Annotated in this window: 20 protein-coding genes and 2 tRNA genes; 12 read left to right on the top strand and 10 right to left on the bottom strand. The window is 63.8% G+C overall.

All coding sequences use genetic code 11. The features are described 5' to 3' along the window. Window positions 1-3 precede the first annotated feature (3 nt). From phoB to pstS, 6 genes are read right to left on the bottom strand one after another with little or no spacing between them, the layout of a single operon-like run. Entirely contained in the window at window positions 4-696 is a 693-nt protein-coding gene (gene phoB / locus AC07O4_RS03750) for a phosphate regulon transcriptional regulator PhoB (RefSeq protein WP_062473140.1), read from the bottom strand. Window positions 697-727: 31 nt separating this feature from the next. After that, window positions 728-1,429, bottom strand: a complete 702-nt coding sequence (phoU, locus tag AC07O4_RS03745) for a phosphate signaling complex protein PhoU (protein WP_062473142.1) — start codon at window positions 1,427-1,429, stop codon at window positions 728-730. A 16-nt stretch (window positions 1,430-1,445) separates the two neighbouring features. Then, the gene (pstB, locus tag AC07O4_RS03740) at window positions 1,446-2,231 is read right to left on the bottom strand and encodes a phosphate ABC transporter ATP-binding protein PstB (protein ID WP_056580144.1); all 786 of its coding nucleotides are present in this window, start codon (window positions 2,229-2,231) and stop codon (window positions 1,446-1,448) included. A 17-nt stretch (window positions 2,232-2,248) separates the two neighbouring features. Then, entirely contained in the window at window positions 2,249-3,133 is an 885-nt protein-coding gene (gene pstA / locus AC07O4_RS03735; protein WP_095950235.1) for a phosphate ABC transporter permease PstA, read from the bottom strand. After that, a complete protein-coding gene (gene pstC, locus AC07O4_RS03730) occupies window positions 3,130-4,212 on the bottom strand; it encodes a phosphate ABC transporter permease subunit PstC (protein ID WP_307586803.1) in 1,083 nt (360 codons plus the stop codon). Before pstC ends, pstA begins: the two co-directional genes overlap by 4 nt. Before the next feature lie 38 nt (window positions 4,213-4,250). Beyond that, on the bottom strand, window positions 4,251-5,285 hold the full coding sequence (gene pstS, locus AC07O4_RS03725) for a phosphate ABC transporter substrate-binding protein PstS (protein ID WP_062473144.1): 1,035 nt from the start codon (window positions 5,283-5,285) through the stop codon (window positions 4,251-4,253). A gap of 249 nt (window positions 5,286-5,534) precedes the next feature. On the opposite strand from pstS, the gene AC07O4_RS03720 reads away from it, so the two are divergent. Then, window positions 5,535-7,055: a Ppx/GppA phosphatase family protein gene (locus AC07O4_RS03720; protein ID WP_095745557.1), complete on the top strand. Its 1,521-nt coding sequence runs from the start codon at window positions 5,535-5,537 to the stop codon at window positions 7,053-7,055. A gap of 6 nt (window positions 7,056-7,061) precedes the next feature. On the opposite strand, the gene AC07O4_RS03715 is transcribed toward AC07O4_RS03720, so the two are convergent. The 4 genes from AC07O4_RS03715 to AC07O4_RS03700 all read right to left on the bottom strand — a co-directional run bounded on the left by AC07O4_RS03715 (window position 7,062) and on the right by AC07O4_RS03700 (window position 11,876). Further along, window positions 7,062-7,913 carry a hypothetical protein gene (locus AC07O4_RS03715; protein WP_492741475.1) on the bottom strand — a complete coding sequence of 284 codons (852 nt, stop codon included), beginning with the start codon at window positions 7,911-7,913 and terminating at the stop codon, window positions 7,062-7,064. 228 nt (window positions 7,914-8,141) lie between these two features. After that, a complete protein-coding gene (locus tag AC07O4_RS03710; protein WP_492741559.1) occupies window positions 8,142-8,603 on the bottom strand; it encodes a SixA phosphatase family protein in 462 nt (153 codons plus the stop codon). A gap of 31 nt (window positions 8,604-8,634) precedes the next feature. Continuing rightward, the gene (gene ppk1 / locus AC07O4_RS03705; RefSeq protein ID WP_495303790.1) at window positions 8,635-10,962 is read right to left on the bottom strand and encodes a polyphosphate kinase 1; all 2,328 of its coding nucleotides are present in this window, start codon (window positions 10,960-10,962) and stop codon (window positions 8,635-8,637) included. Next, window positions 10,959-11,876, bottom strand: coding sequence for a GNAT family N-acetyltransferase (locus AC07O4_RS03700; RefSeq protein WP_495303789.1), 918 nt, complete (start codon window positions 11,874-11,876; stop codon window positions 10,959-10,961). Before AC07O4_RS03700 ends, ppk1 begins: the two co-directional genes overlap by 4 nt. A 158-nt stretch (window positions 11,877-12,034) precedes the next feature. Here AC07O4_RS03700 and AC07O4_RS03695 point away from each other — a divergent pair, with 158 nt between their 5' ends. The 11 genes from AC07O4_RS03695 (at window position 12,035) to AC07O4_RS03645 (ending at window position 21,109) form a co-directional block, all read left to right on the top strand. After that, window positions 12,035-13,711: an FAD-dependent oxidoreductase gene (locus AC07O4_RS03695; protein ID WP_495303788.1), complete on the top strand. Its 1,677-nt coding sequence runs from the start codon at window positions 12,035-12,037 to the stop codon at window positions 13,709-13,711. 23 nt (window positions 13,712-13,734) lie between these two features. Next, window positions 13,735-13,998, top strand: coding sequence for a UBP-type zinc finger domain-containing protein (locus tag AC07O4_RS03690; protein ID WP_492727261.1), 264 nt, complete (start codon window positions 13,735-13,737; stop codon window positions 13,996-13,998). A 103-nt stretch (window positions 13,999-14,101) separates the two neighbouring features. Next, window positions 14,102-14,806, top strand: coding sequence for a glutathione binding-like protein (locus AC07O4_RS03685; protein ID WP_095745562.1), 705 nt, complete (start codon window positions 14,102-14,104; stop codon window positions 14,804-14,806). 35 nt (window positions 14,807-14,841) lie between these two features. Next, window positions 14,842-14,918, top strand: a tRNA-Pro gene (locus tag AC07O4_RS03680). Between the two features lie 330 nt (window positions 14,919-15,248). Continuing rightward, the gene (locus AC07O4_RS03675; protein WP_139140528.1) at window positions 15,249-15,434 is read left to right on the top strand and encodes a hypothetical protein; all 186 of its coding nucleotides are present in this window, start codon (window positions 15,249-15,251) and stop codon (window positions 15,432-15,434) included. A gap of 559 nt (window positions 15,435-15,993) precedes the next feature. Then, window positions 15,994-16,070, top strand: a tRNA-Arg gene (locus tag AC07O4_RS03670). 174 nt (window positions 16,071-16,244) lie between these two features. Next, window positions 16,245-17,483: a tyrosine-type recombinase/integrase gene (locus AC07O4_RS03665; RefSeq protein WP_495303787.1), complete on the top strand. Its 1,239-nt coding sequence runs from the start codon at window positions 16,245-16,247 to the stop codon at window positions 17,481-17,483. Window positions 17,484-17,802: 319 nt separating this feature from the next. Continuing rightward, window positions 17,803-18,213 carry a type II toxin-antitoxin system RelE/ParE family toxin gene (locus tag AC07O4_RS03660; RefSeq protein ID WP_495303786.1) on the top strand — a complete coding sequence of 137 codons (411 nt, stop codon included), beginning with the start codon at window positions 17,803-17,805 and terminating at the stop codon, window positions 18,211-18,213. Continuing rightward, window positions 18,104-18,685 carry a helix-turn-helix domain-containing protein gene (locus AC07O4_RS03655; protein WP_495303785.1) on the top strand — a complete coding sequence of 194 codons (582 nt, stop codon included), beginning with the start codon at window positions 18,104-18,106 and terminating at the stop codon, window positions 18,683-18,685. The genes AC07O4_RS03660 and AC07O4_RS03655 overlap by 110 nt, the downstream gene beginning before the upstream one ends. Next, window positions 18,685-19,050, top strand: coding sequence for a hypothetical protein (locus tag AC07O4_RS03650; protein WP_495303784.1), 366 nt, complete (start codon window positions 18,685-18,687; stop codon window positions 19,048-19,050). Before AC07O4_RS03655 ends, AC07O4_RS03650 begins: the two co-directional genes overlap by 1 nt. 754 nt (window positions 19,051-19,804) lie before the next feature. After that, window positions 19,805-21,109, top strand: coding sequence for a hypothetical protein (locus AC07O4_RS03645; RefSeq protein ID WP_495303783.1), 1,305 nt, complete (start codon window positions 19,805-19,807; stop codon window positions 21,107-21,109). Window positions 21,110-21,223: the final 114 nt, after the last annotated feature.

Raw genomic sequence — 21,223 nt, 5'->3', positions numbered from 1 at the left:
TGCTCACACCGTGACTTGGGCCGTCAGCCGGTAACCCGCTCCGCGAACGGTTTCCACCATCGGCGCGGCCACGCCCAGCGACTCACGCAGGCGCTTGACGTGCACGTCGACCGTGCGTTCCTCGATGTAGACGTGGTCGCCCCACACCTTGTCCAGCAGCTGCGCGCGGCTGTGCACGCGCTCGGCATGCTGCATCAGGTAGGCCAGCAGCTTGAACTCGGTCGGGCCGACCTTCAGCGCCCCGCCCTGCCAAGTGACGCGGTGGGTGGAGGTGTCGAGGGCCAGTTCGCCGATCTCGACACGCTCGGTCACCACCTCGGGCGCACGGCGGCGCAGCACGGCGCGGATGCGCGCCAGCATTTCCTGGGTGGAGAACGGCTTGGTGATGTAGTCGTCGGCACCGGCATCGAGGCCGGCGACCTTGTCGGGCTCATCGCCGCGCGCCGTGAGCATCAGGATCGGGATGGCCTTGGTGCGCGGGTCTTTGCGCCACTGGCGCGCGAGCTGCAGGCCGCTCTGGCCCGGCAGCATCCAGTCGAGCAGGATCAGGTCCGGCAGGAAGGCGTCGATTTCACGCTGGGCAGCAGCACCGTCTTCGGACCAGATCGGCTCGAAGCCGTTGTGGCGCAGGTTGACGGCGATCAGCTCGGCGATCGAGGATTCGTCTTCGACGATCAGGACTCTTGGTTTCTTCATGCGTTATGGGGAGTCTTTGCGGCGACGGTCGTCACTGCAATGCCGACTCGATTTCCTCCATCGAAGTGTGCCGCACATCGGCGCCCTTGACGATGTAGATGATGAACTCGGCGATGTTCTTGGCGTGGTCGCCGATGCGTTCGATGGCCTTGGCCAGGAACAGCAGGTCCAGGCTGGCGGAGATGGTGCGCGGGTCTTCCATCATGTAGGTGACCAGCTTGCGCACGAAGCCGTCGAACTCCTTGTCGATGAGGTCGTCGTCCTTGAGGATCGACAGCGCGGCGGCCGTGTCCAGGCGCGCGAAGGCGTCCAGCGCGGTGCGCAGCAGGTTCGAGGCCAGGTCGGCGGCAATGCGCAGCTCGGTGGTGGGCAGCTGGCGGGCCGATCCGCTCTCGATGATCGACTTGACCATGCGCGCGATCTTGTTGGCCTCGTCGCCCACGCGCTCCAGATTGGCGGTGGTCTTGCTGATGGCGATCAAGAGGCGCAGGTCGCGTGCCGTGGGCTGGCGACGGGCGATGATCGACGACAGCTCGCGGTCGATCTCGATCTCCATCGCGTTGACGCGGTGCTCGGTCTCCATCACGCGGTCGGCGGCTTCGGCGTCGAACTGCAGCAGGGCGTACACGGCCTGGTGAATCTGCGACTCGACCATGCCGCCGAGCTCCATCACGCGCGACGAGACGCCGTTGAGTTCGCTGTCGAACTGGCTGGAAAGGTGTTTCTCGGTCATGGTGTTTCCTTTGACTTCAACCGAAGCGGCCGGTGATGTAGTCCTCGGTCTCCTTGCGCTGCGGCTTGAAGAACATCTGTTCGGTGGCACCGAACTCGATCAGGTCGCCGAGGTACATGTAGGCGGTGTAGTCGCTGCAGCGGGCGGCTTGCTGCATGTTGTGGGTCACGATGACCACGGTGTACTCGTTTTTCAGCTCGGCGATCAACTCTTCGATCTTCGCTGTCGAGATCGGGTCGAGTGCGGAGCACGGTTCGTCGAGCAGCAGCACTTCGGGCTTGATCGCGATGCCGCGTGCAATGCACAGACGCTGCTGCTGGCCGCCGGAGAGACCCGAGCCGCTTTGCTGCAGCTTGTCGCGCACTTCGGTCCACAGGGCGGCCTTCTTCAGGGCCCACTCGACGCGGTCGTCCATTTCGCTGGCCGAGAGATTTTCGAACAGCTTCACGCCGAAGGCGATGTTGTCGTAGATCGACATCGGGAACGGCGTGGGCTTCTGGAACACCATGCCGACCTTGGCGCGGATCAGCGCCACATCCTGCTTGGACGTGAGCAGGTTCTCGCCGTCCAGCGCAATGGTGCCTTCGGCGCGCTGCTCGGGGTACAGCTCGAACATGCGGTTGAAGGTGCGCAGCAGGGTCGACTTGCCGCAGCCCGACGGGCCGATGAAGGCCGTGACCTTGTTCTCGGGGATCTCGAGGTTGATGCCCTTGAGCGCGTGGAACTTGCCGTAGTAGAAGTTCAGGTCCTTGACCGAGATCTTCGAGCGCGACGGTTGTTGTTGTGCGACGGTGTTTGGCATGTTGGCGCCTTCTTGATTTAGTGTTTGTTGCGCGTCAGCACGCGCGCCAGGATGTTGAGGGCAAGCACGGCGACGGTGATCAGGAACACACCGGCCCAGGCCAGTTGTTGCCAGTTCTCGTACGGGCTCATGGCGAACTTGAAGATCGTGACCGGCAGGCTGGCCATCGGCTGGCTCACGTCGGCGGTCCAGAACTGGTTGTTCAGCGCGGTGAAGAGCAGCGGCGCGGTCTCGCCGGCGATGCGGGCCACGGCCAGCAGCACACCTGTGACCACACCGGCGCGCGCGGCGCGCAGCGTGATGCTCAGAATGACCTTCCACTTCGGCGTGCCCAAAGCGTAGGCCGCTTCGCGCAGGCCCGGCGGCACCAGCTGCAGCATGTTCTCGGTGGTGCGGATCACCACCGGAATCACGATGAGCGCCAGCGACAGTGCGCCAGCCAGGCCCGAGAAGGTCTTGAAGTAGGCCACCACCACGGCGTAGACGAACAGGCCGATCACGATCGAGGGCGCCGACAGCAGGATGTCGTTGACGAAGCGCGTGATCGAGGCCAGCAGGCCCTTGGGGTTGTACTCGGCCAGGTAGATGCCGGCCATGATGCCGATGGGCGTGCCCACGAAGGTCGCCAGCATCACCATCACGAACGAACCGAAGATGGCGTTGGCGATGCCGCCCGCCTCGTTCGGCGGCGGCGTCATCTCGGTGAAGGTGGCGAGCGCCAGGCCGCCCACGCCCTGGCGCAGCGTTTCCCAGAGGATCCACACGAGCCAGAACACGCCGAACGCCATCGCGGCGAGCGACAGCGTGAGCGCGATCTTGTTGACGCGATTGCGCGCGGCGAACTTCGCCTGGCGCGTCTCTGCCAGGGTCTTGGCGTTGATCAGGTTTTGCGCGGTGCTCACGACTTGGTTCCTTCGCTCTTCTTCATCTGGGCCAGCAGCATCTTCGAGAGCGACAGCACGACGAAGGTGATGAAGAACAGCACGAGGCCGAGGTACATCAGCGCGGCCTGGTGCAGGCCCGCGCCGGCTTCGGCGAATTCATTGGCCAGGGCCGAGGTGATGCTGTTGGCCGCCTCGAACACGGACAGGGAGTTGAGCTGGTTCATGTTGCCGATCACGAACGTGACGGCCATGGTCTCGCCCAGTGCGCGGCCCAGGCCGAGCATGATGCCGCCGATCACGCCGGCCTTGGTGTAGGGCAGCACGACCTTGGAGACGACTTCCCAGGTGGTGGAGCCCAGGCCGTAGGCCGACTCCTTGAGCAGCGCGGGCGTCACTTCGAACACGTCGCGCATCACCGAGGCGATGAACGGAATGATCATGATGGCCAGGATGATGCCGGCCGACAAAATGCCGATGCCCACGGGCGGGCCGGACACCAGGGCACCGAGGTACGGCACGCCGGCCAGCAGCTTTTGCAGCGGCTGCTGCACCCACGTGGAAAGAATGGGGCCGAAGACCAGCAGGCCCCACATGCCGTACACGATGGACGGCACGGCAGCCAGCAGTTCGATGGCGGTGCCCAGCGGGCGCTTGAGCCAGTTGGGCGAGAGTTCGGTCAGGAACAGCGCGATGCCGAAGCTCACCGGCACGGCGATCACCAGTGCGATGAACGAGGTGGCCAGCGTGCCGTAGATCATCACGAGGCCGCCGTACTCGTCCTTCACCGGGTCCCACACGCTGCTCGTGAGGAAGCCGAGGCCGTACTTCGAAATGGCGGGCCAGGCGCCGGCGACGAGCGACAGCAGGATGCCGATCAGCATCGCGAGCGTCAGCAGCGCGGCGCCCTTGGCGGCCCAGCCGAAGAGGCGGTCGGCCATGGGGCCGGAACGTGCCGCCTTGACGGGCGGCGGAGGAGCGGCGGAGGTGCGCGCGCGCTCGGCCGCGAGGTCGAGGGAGGCGGCAGCAGGGAGGGTGGATGACACGGGTCGCTCCGGCAAAGACGAAAGCGGCGCGTCCTGGAGCGAAGAGTTGCTCATGGGCGCGCCGTCCTGGAGGGTGGATGAAGGGTTGCTTCTTACTTGAACGCGACCGGCTTGCCCGATGCGTCCTTCACTTCACCCCATGCCTTGGCAATGGTGGCCTTCACGGCGTCGGGCATCGGCACGTAGTCCAGCTCGTCGGCCGTCTTGTCGCCGCCCTTGTAGGCCCAGTCGAAGAACTTCAGCACGGTGGTGGCGCTGGCGGGCTTGTCCTGCACCTTGTGCATCAGGATGAAGGTGGCGCCGGTGATGGGCCACGAATCCTTACCGGCCTGGTTGGTCAGCACCTGGTAGAAGCTCTTGTTCCAGTCGGCACCGGCGGCGGCGGCCTTGAAGGCGCTGTCGTCGGGCGAGACGAACGTGCCGGCGGCGTTCTGCAGCTGGGCGTAGGTCATCTTGTTCTGCTTGACGTAGGCGTACTCGACGTAGCCGATCGAGTTGGGCAGGCGGTTCACGAAAGCGGCGACGCCTTCGTTGCCCTTGCCACCCGCGCCGGTGGGCCAGTTCACGGCCGTGCCTTCGCCGACCTTGCTCTTCCACTCGGCGTTGACCTTGCTCAGGTAGTTGGTGAACAGGAAGCTGGTGCCCGAACCGTCGGCGCGGCGAACCGGGGCGATGGCGGCGTCAGGCAGGGCCAGCGACGCGTTCAGTGCCTTGATGGCGGGGTCGTTCCACTTGGTGATCTTGCCCAGGTAGATGTCGCCCAGCACCTGGCCGTTGAGCTTCAGCTCGCCCGGCTTGATGCCGGGGATGTTCACCACGGGGATCACGCCGCCGATGACGGTGGGGAACTGCATCAGGCCCTTGGCTTGCAGTTCGTCGTCCTTCAGGGGAGCGTCCGAAGCGCCGAAATCGACGGTCTTGGCTTCGATCTGCTTGAGGCCGGCACCCGAGCCGACCGACTGGTAGTTGATCTTGACGCCGGTGGCCTTGTTGAAGTCGGAAGCCCACTTGGCGTACAGCGGTGCGGGGAAGCTGGCGCCGGCGCCGGTCACGTCTTGTGCGAAGGCGGAAATGGAGAACAGCGCGGTCACGAGGCCGGCGGTTGCAAATTTGAACGTCGTTTTCATAAAGCTTCCTTGAGAAGTAAGAAGTAGTCCCTTTGGGGGCTCGAACGGACTCTAAAAAGCTTTTGTGACATCGATGTGACACCCCTTCTGTCGAGGGAAAATGCCGCTGCGCCACCCCTGTTGTGTGTGACGCTGTCACACAACCGTCATTCACCCCGCCTAACCTCCAGCCCTCGCCGTGACGTGACTTGGGAGGCGGCGCCTGCTGTCACGGCGCTACGATCAGAGAACCGCCCTCTTCACTACAACATGCAAAACGGCACCCGCCTCGCAGCGGTCGATCTCGGCTCGAACAGCTTCAGGCTGGAAATCGGCCAGGTCGACCACGGACAGATCCACCGCACCGAGTACCTCAAGGAAACCGTGCGCCAGGGCAACGGCCTGGACAGCGCCCGCAACCTCACGACCGAAGCCATGCAGCGCGGCTGGGACGCCCTCGCCCGCTTCGGGGAGCGGCTGGCCGGCTTCAAGCGCTCGCAGGTGCGCGCCGTGGCCACCCAGACCCTGCGCGAAGCGCGCAACCGCGAAGAGTTCCTGTTGCGCGCGCGCACCATCCTGGGCTTCGGCATCGACGTGATCCCGGGCCGGGAAGAAGCCCGCCTGATCTACCAGGGCGTGGCACACCACCTGCCGCACACCGACGCCTCCGACCAGGAACGCCGCCTCGTCATCGACATCGGCGGGCGCTCCACCGAAATGATCATCGGCCACGCCCTCGAGGCCGAGCGCATGGAGTCGTACCGCGTGGGCAGCGTCGCCTGGTCGATGAAGCATTTCGGCGAAGGCCAGTTCACCGCCCCCGCCTTCCGCGCCGCCGAAGTCGCGGCCAAGGCCGTGCTGGACGACGCGCTCTCCAGCTACACCCGCGACCAGTGGGACGTGGCCTACGGCGCCTCCGGCACCATCGGCGCGGTGGGCGACGTGCTCGCTGCCGCCGGCGGCGAGGCTGGCCTGGTCACGCGCGAGGGCCTCGACTGGCTGCTCGACCGCCTGCTCAAGGCCGGCAGCATCGACAAGCTGCGCATCGACGGCATGCGCGAAGACCGCAAGGCCGTGATCGGCGGCGGCCTGAGCGTGCTGCGCGCGGTGTTCGACCTGCTCGACATCCAGGAAATGAAGGTCGCCCAGGGCGCCCTGCGCCACGGCGTGCTCTACGAGTTGCTCGAACGCGACGAGAGCGTGGCCGACATGCGCAGCGCCACCGTGGCGCGGCTCGCCACCCGCTTCGCGGTCGACCCGGCGCAGGCCAAGCGCGTGAGCGACACCGCCGCCGCGCTGTTCGTGCAGCTCGCCCCCGCCGCGCGCGGCGGCAGCACCTCGAGCCGCGCCGGGCGCGCACTGCGCAAGCTCGGCTGGGCCGCACAGCTGCACGAGATCGGCGCGCTGGTCTCGCACAGCGACTACCACAAGCACGGCGCCTACATCCTCGACAACACCGATGCGCCGGGCTTTGCAGTGAACGAACTGCATGCCCTCGGCCAGCTGGTGCTGGGCCAGCGCGGCAAGCTGCGCAAGCTCGAAGCCTCGCTGGACGACGAGACCTTCGTGATGCAGCTGCTGGCGCTGCGCCTGGCGGTGATCCTGTGCCACGCGCGCCGCGATCCCGAGCCGCAGGCGCTGAACCTCGCGGCACTCGGCGCCAGGGCCTTCACGATCGCCTGCGCGCCCGACTGGGCCGAGATGTACCCGCAGTCGGCGCACCTCCTGCGCGAGGAAGTGCTGGCCTGGCAAAAGACCGGCAACTGGCGCGTGGAACTCAGCGGCGCCTGAGCCGTTTCACTTCGTGTCGATGCCGGCCGTCTGCGTGACTGCCGCAGCGCTGGCCTTGCGCGGCTCGTCTTCCCCGAACAGGCTGACATAGGCCGGCTGCACGATCTGGTCGAGCCCGCGCTTCAACCCTTCGCGAGCGCCTGCGGTGTCCTTGAGCAGGCCGTCGTACAGGAGATAGGTCGGCTCGCTCACGTCGGCGACCTGCAACGTCTGGCCCACGACGGACTGCTTCTCGTCCCTGAGCAACTGCTCCACCCAGACGTACGGCTTGAAGCTCGATGTCGCATCGGCCGCGCCATAAGACGTCGTGATCCGCAAGATCAATGTGCTGTAGCCGGGCGTCGGCTGGAGTTCCTGCACCTGCATCTGCGCGTGCTCTCCGGTCGCGCGGAAGAAAGGCGTCAGCTTCACCTCGCGGCCACTGTCCCGCAGGCGCGCCGCCAGTCGCTCTGCGAACTGCCTGTTCAGCCCCATGGTCACTCCGCTGTTCTTCACTGCGGCCGTGAACTCCTTGCTGCGCTGGTCGGTCCGGGCGGCCATCGTCAGTCGGCTGTTGGTATCGACGGAGATGGCCACCAGTGCAGCGAGGGGTCCCAGAAACCCTGCGAAGCCCGTCAGCCCCGACCCGCCGCCATCCGTGACGATCAGTTGGTCTTCCTGGTTGTAGATGAGCTCGACCTTCTCGATCGACCGGGCGACATCGTGACGGGTCGGCGCCACAGGCGCGGCGGTGTTCGTCGCGCACCCCGACAGCAGGGCTGCGGCAACAAGCAGAAAAATCAGCGCCTTCAACCGCATGTCCGCGTCTGCACGCAGCATGTTCATGAAGCTTCCTGGCAGTGTGTTGAGCGGTTTCATGCGTCTTCCCCAGTGATGTGGTCGACCGGCACCGCTTCTTTCCCGCATCGGCGTCAAAAGCACGCTGCCGTGGAGTCACACTGTAGAAATTACGCCGCGCTCGCGCATGAGTGCTTCGCCCCTTTTTCCGGGAGACAAGCGCCCTGCCACCTCTGCCCGCGACCGTGACAAAGCGCCTGTCCGCAAGCGCCAGGCAGGGGTATTCGCCGCGGAGGACCGCTGTAGCAGCTAGAGAAGCTCGGGCGCCTGCACCGTCACGACGACGGTCTGCACGTCGCCGTCGCGCTCGCGGGTGCGGATCCACCACAGCGAGCCCTTGCGCACCGGGCAGCTGTCCTGCTTCAGGCCGAGCAGCATCGAGATGGCCTGGCCCAGCGAGGGCTGGTGGCCGATCACCAGCACCACCGACTTGCCGTTGGGCCAGCCCGTGGCGGCCAGCAGTGCGTCGGGGGTGGTGTCGGGCGACAGCTCGGAGCGCAGCTTGTACTTGCGGCCCAGCGCGAGCGCGGTCTGCTCGCAGCGGCGCGCCGGGCTGCACACGATGCGCGTGCCGTCGGGCAGCTGCCGGTCGAGCCAGATGGCCATGCGCTTGGCCTGCTTTTCGCCGCGCGGGGTGAGCGAGCGCTGCATGTCGTCACACCCTTCGGTCCAGTCCTCGGCTTCGGCGTGACGCCAGAAGATCAAGTCCATGCTCATCGTCTTTCGAACTTCTTCTTCAATTTCAATTGCCGGACGCATCACGGTGGTTTCCTCGTGATGCATAGCGGCCCATCAAGGCGGCCTGGGCGCCATGCGCTTCGATCGCGGGGGACGCACCCGCCTCGCCGGGGTGGGTGTCATGGTCGACACGCCGGTAGATGCCGTCGCCGCCCAGGTCCCAGGCGTCGCGCCCATCGTGCAGGTAAGCCACCAGGCACTCGTCGATGAGGCGCTGGCGCAGGTTGGGGTCAGTCACGGGCCAGGCCAGCTCGATGCGCCGCATCATGTTGCGGTTCATCCAGTCGGCGCTCGACAGGTACAGCGACTCGTCCTCGCCATGGCGGAAATAGAACACGCGCGAATGCTCGAGGAAGCGACCGATCACCGAGCGCACGCGCACGTTGTCGGTGAGCCCCGGCACCTGCGCCGGCAGCGTGCAGGCGCCGCGCACGATGAGGTCGATCTTCACGCCCTTCTGCCCCGCGCGGATGAGCGCGCCGATGATCTCTTCGTCGGTCAACGCGTTCATCTTGGCGACGATGCGCGTGGGCTCGCCGCTGGCGGCGGCCTGCCCCAGCGCATCGATGCGCGCGACCAGGTTCTTGTGCAGGTCGAAGGGCGCGAGCCACATGCGGTTGAGCTTGGGCAGGCGGCTCTGGCTGGCCATGTGGACGAACACGGCCTCCATGTCGGCCGTGAGCGCCGGGTCGGCCGTGAGGTGGCTGATGTCGGTGTACAGCCGCGCCGTGCGCGGGTTGTAGTTGCCGGTGGACAGGTGGCCGTAGCGGCGCAGTTGCTTGCCCTCGCGGCGCGTCACCAGCAGCATCTTGGCGTGGGTTTTCAGGCCCACCACGCCGTACACCACCTGCGCGCCGATCGACTCGAGCATCTCGGCCCAGTTGATGTTGGCCTCTTCGTCGAAGCGCGCCTTCAGCTCGACCACCACCGTCACTTCCTTGCCGCGGCGCACGGCTTCACGCAGCAGGTCCATGAGCTCGGAGTCGGCGCCGGTGCGGTAGATGGTCTGCTTGATAGCGAGCACCTGCGGGTCGAGCACCGACTCGCGCAGGAACGCGAGCACGCCGTCGAAGCTCTCGAAGGGCTGGTGGATCAGCACGTCGCCGCGCTGCAGCCGCTCGAAGAACGACTGGGCGGGCGACAGCGTGACGGGGAACGACGGCGCGTACGGAGGAAAGCGCAGCTGCGGCTCGCCGATCAGGTCGATGAGCTGCGTGAGCCGCGCCAGGTTCACCGGCCCGTGCACGCGGTACAGCGCCTGCGGCGGCAGGTTGAACTGCGCCAGCAGGAAGCTCGCGAGCGATTCGGCGCAGCTGGCCGACACCTCGAGTCGCACGGCCTGGCCGTAGTGGCGGTGCTGCAGGCCCTGGCGCAGCGCGGTGCGCAGGTTCTTGACGTCTTCCTCGTCGACCGCGAGGTCGGAGTGGCGCGTCACGCGGAACTGCGAGAAGTCGCCCACCTCGCGCCCCGGGAACATGCTGGCCAGGTGCGCGCGCACCACGCTCGACAGCGCCACGAACAGCGTCTTGCCGTCCGACACCTTGGCCGGCATCTTGATCAGGCGCGGCAGCACGCGCGGCAGCTTGACGATCTGGATCGGGTTCTCGCGGCCGAAAGCGTCCTTGCCGCCCAGGCGCACGATGAAGTTCAGCGACTTGTTCGCCACCTGCGGGAACGGGTGCGCCGGATCGAGCCCCACGGGGATCAGCAGCGGGCGCACTTCGCGCTCGAAATACTCGCTGACCCACTTGCGCTGGGCCGGGTTGCGTTCGCCGTGCGACACGATGTGGATGCCGTGCGTGGCAAAGGTCGGCATCAGCTCGTCGTTGTACAGCGCGTACTGGCGCGCCACGAGGGCATGCGCCGCTTCGGACAGGCGTTCGAAAGACTCGACCGTGTAGGTGCCCTTGCGATCGCCGGCGCTGCCCGCGCTCAGGTGCGGTGCGGCGCGGACCTCGAAGAACTCGTCGAGGTTCGACGACACGATGCACAGGTAGCGCAGCCGTTCGATCAGCGGCACTTCGGGCCGGTGGGCCCAGTCGAGCACGCGCTCGTTGAACGAGAGGATGCTGTGGTCGCGGTCCAGCAACGCGAACGAAGGCGCTTCGCCGGCGCGCGACGGGTCAGCGGAGAGGGAGGGCATGGGCACTGATTCTGGAGCAAGCGGCACGGGAGAACACGACGGCTGAAATATGACAGTGTCAACTTCGTCCGTGACAGTTCCATGACATTCGCGTGACGCACCCTGCCCCACAGAGAGCAAACCTGACACATTCGGCGACGGCGAAGCAGCGTGCGGCCCGGCGTCGGGCCGGATGGCCGCCGGCTTCATGCGCCGAGGAAGTGCTTGCGGTAGCGCGCCGGCAGGTCATCGATGCGCATCAGCATCGGCAGGTCGGCGGTGTTGAAGTCCGGGTCCCAGGCCGGCGCGCCGAGCACCTTGGCGCCCAGGCGCAGGTAACCCTTGATGAGCGCGGGCGGTTCCACGTCGAGCGCGCTGTCGAGCCGCTCGACCGGCAGCGGCAGGCGCGGCTGCACCTGGTACTGGATCGGCGCCAGGTGGCTGGCCGAGAGCTGGCGCCAGATGCTGGCCGCCGCGTCGCCGCTGGTCACGCCGTTGTGCGACATCGGAATGCTCGCGCAGCCGATCATCGTGTCGAGCTTGTTGCGGTGCATGAAGCCGGCCAGCGCGCCCCACAGCGCGAGGATCACGCCGCCCTGGCGGTGCTCGGCGTGCACGCAGCTGCGGCCCAGCTCGACCATGCGCTCGCGCAGGTCGCGCAGGCGGGTCAGGTCGAATTCGGTGTCGCTGTAGGTGCTGCCGACACGGCGCGCTTGCGCGGGGGTCAGCACGCGATAGGTGCCGATGACCTGGCCCGTGAGTTCGTCGCGCACCAGCAGGTGTTCGCAGAAGTCGTCGAACAGGTCGATGTCGTGGCCGGCCAGCGGCGTGGTCAGACGTGCGCCCATCTCGCCGACGAACACGTCGTGACGCAGGCGTTGCGCGGCGCGCACGTCGTCCTGATGACGCGCCCAGCTCACCGTGATGCCCGGCTTGGCCTCGACCACCGGCGGCACGATGACGGCCAGCGGCGCCTCGGGCACCGCCGTGCGGGTGGCCAGTGCGGCGACGGTGGCGGCGGCAGCAGCAGCAACGGCGGGGGTTCCGGCAGCGGGTGCGGGCCACAAGGCTGCGCGCAGTCCGAGCTGCGAGAGCGGAAACGTCGGGTTCGGCAGTTCTTTCATGGGAAATCCCTTTCTGCTGACCGAGTCTGGACACGCGCAATGAAACCGGCATGTCAGCGGCGTGGCAGACACATGACGTTGTTACAACGCGCGTCAGCGTCGCTTTGGCGCCGCTTCGGCGTCTAATGCGGGGCATTCGCGACACGGAGTTCGACCCCATGGCCACCGACGCACCAGGCGCCAACAGCCGCCTGCACCAGACTTTCCCCGTCCTCAGTGACGCCGAGATGGCACGCATCGCCAGCTTCGGCAGCGTGCAGCGCTTTGCGCGCGGCGAGCGCCTGTTCACCGCCGGCGAGACCGGCGCCGGCATGTTCGTGCTGCTCAAGGGCGTGGTCGCCGTCACGCAGCGCGACGGCCTGGGCCATGTGGTGCCGATCGCACGCCAGGGGCCGGGCGAATTCCTCGCCGAGGTCGGCCAGCTCAGCGGACGCCCTGCCCTGGTCGACGGGCATGCCGACGAAGAGGTCGAGGCGCTGGTCGTGCCGCCGGACCGCTTGCGCGCGCTGCTGGTGGCCGAGGCCGATCTGGGCGAGCGCATCACCCGCGCGCTGATCCTGCGGCGCGTGGCGCTGATCGAATCGGGCGCGGCCGGGCCGGTACTGATCGGACGGCCCGATGCGCCCGAGATGGCGCGGCTGGAGAACTTCCTGCGCCGCAACGGCCACCCTTATCACCTGGTCGATGCCGCCGCCGACCCCGATGCCGCCGCCCTGCTCGCCCAATACGGTCCCGACAAATTACTGGCCGTCTGCCCCGACGGCTCGGTACTGGTCAACCCGAGCGACGAGGGCCTGGCGCGCTGCCTGGGCATGGTCGACACCGCGGCGCGCGACGATCTGTACGACGTGGCCGTGGTCGGCGCCGGGCCGGCGGGCCTCGCGACCGCGGTGTATGCGGCCTCCGAAGGGCTGCGCGTGATCGTGCTCGACTGCCGCGCCTTCGGCGGACAGGCCGGCGCCAGTGCGCGCATCGAGAACTACCTGGGCTTTCCGACCGGCATCTCGGGGCAGGCCCTGGCGGGCCGCGCGTTCGTGCAGGCGCAGAAGTTCGGCGTCGAGATGCTGATCCCGGCGCAGGTGGCGGCGCTCGACTGCTCGCGCGAGAACGCGCTGGACAGCCTCGCTCTGAAGCTCACCGACGGCCGCACGATCAGCGCGCGCACGGTGGTCATCGCGAGCGGCGCGCGCTACCGCCGCCCCGGCGTGCCCCGCCTGGCCGAATTCGAAGGCCGCGGCATCTGGTACTGGGCCTCGGCCATCGAAGCCAAGATCTGCGCGCAGCAGGAAGTGGCGCTGGTGGGCGGCGGCAACTCGGCCGGTCAGGCGGCGGTGTTCCTGTCGCGCCATGCGGCCAAGGTCAACGTGCTGGTGCGCGGGCCGTCGCTGGCGGCCAGCATGTCGCGCTACCTCATCGACCGCATCGAGGCCACGCCCAACATCTCGCTGCAACCACACACCGAACTCGTGCGGCTGCACGGTGCGCCCGAAGAAGGCCTGACCGGCGCCACGTGGCGCTGCCACACCTCGGGCCAGGAGCATGACTGCCCGGCGCGCAACATCTTCCTGTTCGTCGGCGCGGAGCCCGAGACCTCATGGCTCGAAGGCTGCGGCGTGTCGGTCGACAAGCACGGCTTCGTGCTGACCGGCGCGGCCGCGAGCAGCGGCTTTCCGGCACGCCCCGCCACAGCGCTTGAATCGAGCGTGTCGGGCGTGTTCGCGGTGGGCGATGTGCGCTCGGGCTCGGTCAAGCGCGTGGGCGGCGCGATCGGCGAAGGCGCCGCGGTGGTGGCGCTCATTCACCAGCACCTGTCGTCGGCCTCGGCCGTGGCCTGAACCCTTCTTGTCCTGAAACACCCATGCCCATCCACGCTTGCGAACACGTTCCCGCCGACCTCGCCCAACCGTACGCGCCCCGCGGCTGCGAAGACTGCCTGAAGACCGGCGACACCTGGGTGCACCTGCGCCTGTGCGTGCACTGCGGCCACGTCGGCTGCTGCGACTCGTCGAAGAACCGCCACGCCACGAAACATGCGCGGGCCGAAGGGCATCCGGTGATCCAGTCGATCGAGCCCGGCGAGCATTGGATGTGGTGCAACGCGCACGAGCGGCAGGTGGGGTAAGCGAACGGCCGTGCGGCCAATGCCCGCACCCGCACGCGACCGCAGGGGCGTGTATATGCTGCCGCTCTCCCGTCACAACCCTCTCAAATCCGGAGTCCGCGACATGCCTGCATCACCCATCGAGGTCTATTCCTGGCCCACGCCGAACGGCCACAAGATTCACATCATGCTCGAGGAGTGCGGCCTGCCGTACCACGCGCACCCGGTGAACATCGGCACCGGCGACCAGTTCGCGCCCGAGTTCCTGAAGATCAGCCCGAACAACAAGATCCCTGCCATCACCGATCCCGACGGACCGGACGGCCAGCCGATCTCGCTGTTCGAATCGGGCGCCATCCTCGTGTACCTCGCGGGCAAGACCGGCAAGTTCCTGCCCACGGGCGACCGCGAGCGCTACGACGTGCTGCAGTGGCTCATGTTCCAGATGGGCGGCGTCGGTCCGATGCTCGGCCAGGCGCACCACTTTCGCATCTACGCGCCCGAGAAGATCGCTTATGCCGTCGACCGCTACACCAACGAGGCCCGGCGCCTGTACGGCGTGATCGACCGGCAGCTGTCCAAGCACAAGTTCATCGCCGGCACGAGCTATTCGATTGCCGACATTGCCATCTTCCCGTGGCTGCGCAGCTGGGAGAACCAGGGCATCACCCTCACCGACTACCCGCACCTGAAGGCCTGGTTCGACGGCATCGCCGCGCGCCCCGCCGTGCAGCGCGGCGTGAAAGTGCTGGCCGACCTGCGCCGCCCCATCACCGATGACAAGGCGCGCGAGATCCTTTTTGGCAAGACACAGTACGAGAAGCGCTGAGCAGCCCCTTATTCGGGCTAGAATGGAAGGCTTGGCGGGGTGTAGCGCAGCCTGGTAGCGCATCTGGTTTGGGACCAGAGGGTCGAAGGTTCGAATCCTTTCGCCCCGACCAAAAGAAAAGTGAAAGCCTGCAACGATGAAAGTCGTTGCAGGCTTTTTTCTTTTCCGGGCCGGTCGCGATCGCCGCGAATCTCACCGCCCTTTAGACGTTTCGTAGCACGACCCACGGTTTTCCGTACATCAGGCAACGCCGCTGCCTTGTTGTTACACCGTCAAGACAACCTTTTTCTTAAGGAACTACCCGCGAGGCCCTCGGCGCTCACGCAGAATCGAGCCAATCGTGATCGTGTTTACAAAGTAAGCGAAATCGCGTTTACAAAGCCGAAGAGCTGAGTCAGGGATGGACGTCGCAACAGAACCCTCACCCCTGGACCCTTTTCCGATGCTGAATTACTTTTCCCGCTGTTCTTGCGGCCTCAGGCATCTCGCACGCATCGAGCGCCGGCCATGGATGCGACTCTTCTCGAGCCTGCGCTTCTACCAATGCAGCGCCTGCGGAAAGAAGCAACTGGCGTCCGAACGCGCGGTGAACGACGCGGTCTGGAAGTACCGCTCGGAAAACGTCTGACGCCCCTTCGGCCCCAGCGATCAACAAAGGCATCGGACGGTCGAAACGCCGTCCTTAGCAATCTGTTGCGCGTGCAGCCCTTTCGCTGCATGCCCTGCGCCCCCACAGAATCGAACGCGGGTGCTTCACGGTTGCGCAAACCGCGAAGCAGCGTCGGGGAAAGAGTGTCGACACCTTCCCGGTTTGAACTCTTCTGTGATGCTGCTGAATCTGTTTCTCCGATGTTCCTGCGGCCTGGCCGGCCTTCGCCGCATCGAGCGGCGAACCTGGATGAGGATGCTGCCGGCCCTCAGGTTCTACCGGTGCAGCACCTGCGGCAAGAAGCAGCTCGTGTCGAAGCAGGCCGCCGAGACCGCCAGGGTGTCCTCCGGCGCCAGCCCCGCCCTTTCGCCCTCTCAACGACCGCCGCCGAAGGCGTCGTGCATGGAGGGATGTAGGTAGAATCCGCGCTTCCCCGGTCAGAGGCAGAAGCGTCCAGACCGTTGATTTTTCGGGTCTGTTGCCGCCTCGCCGGCGGCCCGAGGACCGAAGGCTCCGGCCCTCGCTTCTCGACCGGAATCTGCCCGTAGCTCAGTTGGATAGAGCACCTGCCTTCTAAGCAGGTTGTCGGGGGTTCGATCCCCTCCGGGCAGGCCATTTCTTGGCTTCACGTTCCCCCACAAAGAGCCGCGAACAGCCATTTCCCCTCTGTAGAGACCAGCGGCATTGCTTCACGAGCAACCACGAAAAACCGCTGAGATTCCTCCAATTTGGGGGAACAAACGGGGGAACGGGTACAGTTTCAGCCCCAGTCGCCGAAATTGTTCCCCCATGCTCACCGACACCGCCTGCAAGAAGACCCTCTGCCCTGCCGACAAGCTGCGGCTGCGCCTCGCTGACTCCGGAGGCCTCTATCTGCAGATCGAGCCCAGCGGCTCGAGGCGATGGTTCTGGAAGTACCGCTTCGATGGCAAGGAAAAGCGCCTGGCACTGGGCAGCTATCCCGAGGTGACGCTCAAGGCAGCGCGCACCGGCCGCGACGACGCCCGCAAGATTCAACAGCAAGGCATCGACCCCGCGCAGCGCCGGCAACTCGAGAAGCTCGAGCGCAAGGTCGACACCGACGCCAGCTTCGAGGCGGTGGCGCGCGAGTATCACAAGACCAAGAGTTCGGCATGGAGCCCGCGGTACGCGGAGCGCTGGCTCTCCATCATGGAGAAGGACGCCTTCCCCTGGCTTGGCAGCCTGCCGCTGTCCAGCATCACCGCGCCAATGCTGCTGCAGGTTCTGCGCCGCATCGAGGCCCGCGGCGCGCATGAGACTGCCCACACGTTGCGCCAATGGTCCGGCCAAGTGTTCCGCCACGGCATCGCCACCGGCCGATGCACCAGCAACCCAGCACCCGACCTGCAAGGCGCGCTCGTACCGGTGCAGGTCAAGCACATGGCCGCGGTGCTGGAGCCAGTGAAGGCCGGCGAGCTGATGCGCGCAATCGCCGCATACGCTGGCCAACCTGCGACGCGCGCGGCACTGCACCTCTCCGCCCTGCTCTTTCAGCGGCCCGGCAACATCCGGCAAATGCGCTGGTCGGACCTCGACCTCGAGAAGGCGCTATGGACCATCCCGGCAGCGGACATGAAGCGCACGAAGACCGCAAAGATCAACGGGCGCCCGCACCTGGTGCCGCTGCCACAGCAGGCCGTCGACGTCCTTGTCGACCTCAAGCCACTCACGGGTCACGGCCAGTACGTGTTCCCAAGTCTGCTAACCGGCGAGCGGCCGATGAGCGACAACACCGTGAACACAGCGCTGCGCCGAATGGGCTTCGACAACACCGAGATGACAGCCCACGGCTTCCGAGCGATGGCGCGCACGATCATGGTCGAGCAGATGGACGTCGAGCCCGAGGTCATCGAGGCGCAGCTCGCGCACGGAAAGAGCGGCCCGCTCGGCGCCGCCTACGATCGCGCAGAGTTCGTGGTCAAGCGCCGCAAGATGATGCAGCTATGGGCCGACCATCTCGACGAGCTGCGCCAAGGGGCAAAGATCCTGGCTTTCAAGGCTGCGTAATTTTGGAAGGGATTCGACGGCCAGCTCCCTGAAGGGCCTAGCAGCCGACTGCTGGAAGGCCGTGGCCCGTGGAAGGAAGGGCCGAACCCGTGCGTGGCTGTTGGACGGGCTATCGTGGCGGCGCGGTATGGAACGGTTCTCGTCAGCACTTAGAAGGATCGAGCCCGGCCCCCTCGGCAGCGGCCCAGTCAGGGTATGAAGCGGATTCCCTGTTAGCCTTGTTACTCGTTGTTTCCCCCCTCCTATCAGCCCACGCTCAACGACATCAGCCGGGTGCGCGAAAGCTCAGCGCCCTCCTCTCGATCATCGCAAATTTGCTATGCTACTATGGCGCTTCGAGACCTACGTCTCTTCGACTGGACGGAACGATGTTCAAGCCACTATCGATCGCTATGACGACTATGCGCAGCAGGCCTTCAGTCGTGCGGTAGCTCATCTGGCAGTTAGCGATAAATCTCACTGGAACGAACCTCATGCCAAGAAGCTTCATGGCCACCCTCTTTATGAGGTGAGGTATCAAGCCAATCGGTGTGCAACTCGCGCAATTGGCTGCTTCCGCGACGATTCCACATTTCTTATCACCCTGATTTGCAATCATAAGCAAAAAATCTATTCGCCTCATGACGCACTCAGTACAGCAGAGAAGAGGGCTCGCCAAGTTCAAATCGGAGTTGCCACGTCAGCTATTCTCCAAATCGATGGAGAAGAGTTTCCTCCGAATGAGGGCTAGGCCTTCCGCGCGCCATGCATACGCAGAAGCAGAGATTGTTACAGGGTTGGCACATCAAATAAAGGCCATACGTCTGCAGCGAGGTTGGACTCAAAGAGAATTGGCAAAGCGCATTGGCACAACCCAAACTGGGGTTTCTCGTTTGGAGGACCCTTCATATGGAAAGTACACGCTTGGAACCCTATTCGATTTAATGAAAGCCTTTGATACTGGATTGAAGGTTCAATTTATCTCGTTTGCATCAATGTTCAGCGAGACCTTTATTCCGAATCCAGAAGTAAGAATTGTCGAGAGCTTTGAAGAGGAAGCAAAGAATATTGATTTCTACGACGAAGACAAGTCCTATGCTCCTGTGACTATCGAGGTATCAAGCCCTCCTCCACTACTTCTGGAAGTTTTCCCCATCGCAGCGGAAAGCATTATCTTCCATCAGACGATGGGCCAACTTCAGTACTGCATTGAGGAACTTTGATGCCTGAAAAATCAAACCCCACACCGCCGCGCTTTGTTAAAAGCGCCTCGACACCGACTATTTATGTGGAAGGCTTGAGTCAAATACTGGTTGGCGTTCCAAATAGTCGAGTCATTCTACATTCGATGGTCATGCCCGCGAATGGAGATCAGCCAGAAACCAGGCAAATTGCATGCGAATTAATAATGCCCACAACTGCATTGATTGACATGGCGGTAGTTCTTTTAAATCAAATAGCAAACACCCGCCCAATGATTGAAGGCCCTACCAAAGCATGGCAAGACAGGCTGTTAAACCAGCTAAAGGCAATCCCTTCATTTAACATAGCAGGAACGCCGGAGCCAATTGAAGAGGGAAAAATATGAAGAGGTTTGATAACGGGAAGGCTTAGGAGGACGCGGCGGAAGCACTTTCAAGCATCGCCCTTTGTCCAATTTCCCGGTTCTACCCATATCAGCCGCCCTCGAGGCGGCTTTTTCATGGGCGCCCCACACGATTCCCGTCTTGACTTTCGTCAGAAGACGCGCGCCACCATGAAAACTTCGCAACTACTCGGAGAATTTTCATGAAACCATCGATCGTCGCACTCGCTGTGGAACTAGCAGAAACAGTACCTGCGCCAGCAGTAGTGGACCCCAGAAATTTGGACTGGCTCGAACGGGAGGAGCTTGCCGAATGCTTGGCGGTTCTCGCCCCTCACATTGCTGTGGCGCCTCACGGCCTTTTCAACTAGGGCCCGGCCCGCCTTGCGCGGGCCTTTTTCATGAGCGCCCGTCGCTCGAACATTAAGGCGTTAGACTTATATCGCGATCCCCATCTCTCTATCCTCCCTCCTCCGGGGATCGCCTTGCCCGCCTTCGTGCGGGCTTTTTCTTGGGTGCTCGTCAGCTCCGTCCTCCCGAAAGCCAAGAGCGCTCCCAGCCGGGAGCCTGCAGTTCTTGGCAGCATCGACATCTACAGCCAGAAATGAGCTGGACGCCATCGCCCACAGTCTTAACAATCGACCGCGAGCTGGCTTTGACGCCGATGGCGGTCTTCCATCACTTCACGAAAGCCGCTCGGCGGACTCCAGCCTTCCCCGCTGATCCAAGCATTGCGCTTGTAACCTAAACCCTTCACATGAAAATCAAACTCTGCCTAGCACTCTCGATATTGGGCTTAGTCCAATCTGTCTGGGCCAGTGACATAGCAATTCAGAAGAACGTTTTTAACTCCAACTTGCGCATTACGGCATCAACAGATCGCTTTGCAGGAGCAATTTATTCGGTGACTTTTCGCGGGAAAGAATACATAAACTCCAAGGATCATGGGCGCGAATTGCAATCAGCATCGTCTTTCGATAGATTTGGGGAATGCTTCAATCCTACTGAAGCTGGCCGTGATGCAGATGGCGTTGGACTGACCAGTTCAAGCGTGCCAATAAATTACTCGAATCCGAACAACGTGCTGCAAACAAGCACCAACATGGCGTTCTGGTTAGCGCCAAACACGACACCCAATGAAGGGTGTGCTGATAGTGGGGCCACAGTATCGCAAAATACCACAATCGTCTCGGGCCATATATTTGAAAAATCAGTGTCGATTGGCCATCAAGGCATTCCAAACGTTGTGCGTTATGAGGCTTCATTCAATGTGCCCGAAGCGCATCAACAAGCCACCTTCGAAGCTGTAGCAGGCTATATGCCGCCGGACTTTACAGAGTTTCGGATTTACGACCCCGTCAAACGCACATTGTCCAGTACGTTATCCACTCCCTCCGAACAAATGGGCGAACAGGCGTGGCCCGTGATAGTTGCCACAAAAGATGGACGCCACGCGATGGGCGTTACCTCTTTCGATCTCCCTCACACAGCCTCGTCACCCTTCACGCGCGGCCGATTTTATGGACGCTTTCGATTTCCGGGAGAGACAAGTAAGTTTAATTGCGTTTTTCGCGAAGGTGCTATTTCCGCAGGAAAGCACACCTACACCTGCTATGTAGCAATTGGTACTGTGGATGAGGTTATGGCAGCGCAAAATTCTCTATATTCAAGTGGTAGCCTGCCGATGCCTGTATTCCGATTTTACAACGGCAAAGACCATCTTCTAACATCCACATATGGAGAGGGTGCTGGTGCGGGGTACAACTTCGAGGCAACAGCATTCAAGATCCACTCCACCAATTTTGATGGAACGATGGTGCAGATATATCGCTGCGTCACCGGTGACGGCGATCACTTTATTTCAGGCGACTCCAATTGCGAAGGCGTAAATCTCGATGGCCCTTTCGGCTTCATTTCTCCCACGCCTCGCACAGGCTTCACCGCCTTGTATCGATTTTACAAAGCGGCAGATCACGATCACCTAGATACAACCGACTATCAAGAGGGTTTGAATGCTGGTTACTCGTACCAAAACACAATAGGCTACGTTCTGGTGAATTGATTTTCAGCGACGCTCTGCATCCGCGTCGATCGGCCGCGAACGAAAAGCGCACGGCGCGCATCGATTTTTTGTTGCGTAAGGAAAATGAACGTCACCACTTCCACCAACGCACCA

Source organism: Variovorax sp. GW821-FHT09D04 (assembly GCF_059416405.1).
This window is presented reverse-complemented; position numbering and strand designations above follow the sequence as displayed.